General features: G+C 56.8%; 2 protein-coding genes. Both read right to left on the bottom strand.

The features are described 5' to 3' along the window. Positions 1-262: peptide deformylase (locus KQI64_RS00220; RefSeq protein ID WP_216522775.1), on the bottom strand; the 262-nt coding region annotated here is incomplete at its 3' end. A gap of 24 nt (positions 263-286) precedes the next feature. Continuing rightward, the coding region (locus KQI64_RS00225; protein WP_301282401.1) for a helicase-related protein at positions 287-913 on the bottom strand (627 nt) is incomplete at its 5' end.

The following is a 913-nucleotide window of genomic DNA, read 5'->3' on the forward strand; positions in this document are numbered from 1 at the left end:
AGCCCTCAAGACCCTCCTGCTCGCCGCTGAACGCGATTATCTGGGGGTTTACAAGCTCGATGACGCCCTCGCCCACGTCGATAACGACGACGCGGCGCAGCATTCCGACCTGCGGAGCCGCAAGACCCACGCCGTTTGCCTTGTGCATGGTCTCAGCCATGTCGTCGAGGAGGGTGGCGAGCTTATTATCGAATTTTTCAACGGGACGGCAGCGCTTTTTGAGAATCGGGTCGCCGTCCTTAACAATATTTCTGATTGCCATAGTATCACCTTTAGTGTTTGAAATTCAGCACACCAGCGCGTTCATGTCGGCGTAGGCGGTCACCCTTTGGAACTCCTTTTCCTCGCCGAAGCCAAGCAGCGCTCCTGACAAAAGCGCCCGGAACTCGCGGTTGTTTCTGCATTTTATAATCAGCTTATAGCGGAATTTATTGCTCACCTTCACAACGAGCGCCGGAGACGGTCCGAGGATCCGCAGTGGCAGATTCGGGTGCTCCGAGCGCGCCATACCGACGAAGATATCGAGAAACCTCGCCGCCGCGCGGAGAGTGAGCTGCTGATTCTCGCCGACGAAGCCGACAAGACAGATATCCGCAAACGGCGGATAGAGCATCATCTCGCGCATTTTTATCTCGGTTTCGTAAAACGCCTCGTAGTCCTGCCGCGCCGCCATGCCGATGATAAGGTTGTCGGGCGTGTAGGACTGGATGACCGCGACTCCCTTCTCCTTACCTCTGCCGCTTCTGCCGACTACCTGAGTGAGCAGCGAGAAAGCGCGCTCGTAGCTGCGGTAGTCGTCGGCGTAGAGGGCGTGGTCGGTGTTGAGCACTCCGACGAGGGTCACGTTGGGGAAGTCAAGTCCTTTTGCGACCATCTGGGTGCCGACGAGGATGTCGTATTCTCCGTTTGAAAA

Source organism: Lachnoclostridium sp. MSJ-17 (assembly GCF_018918205.1).
In the GTDB taxonomy this organism is placed as follows: Bacteria; Bacillota; Clostridia; order Oscillospirales; family Acutalibacteraceae; genus Ruminococcoides.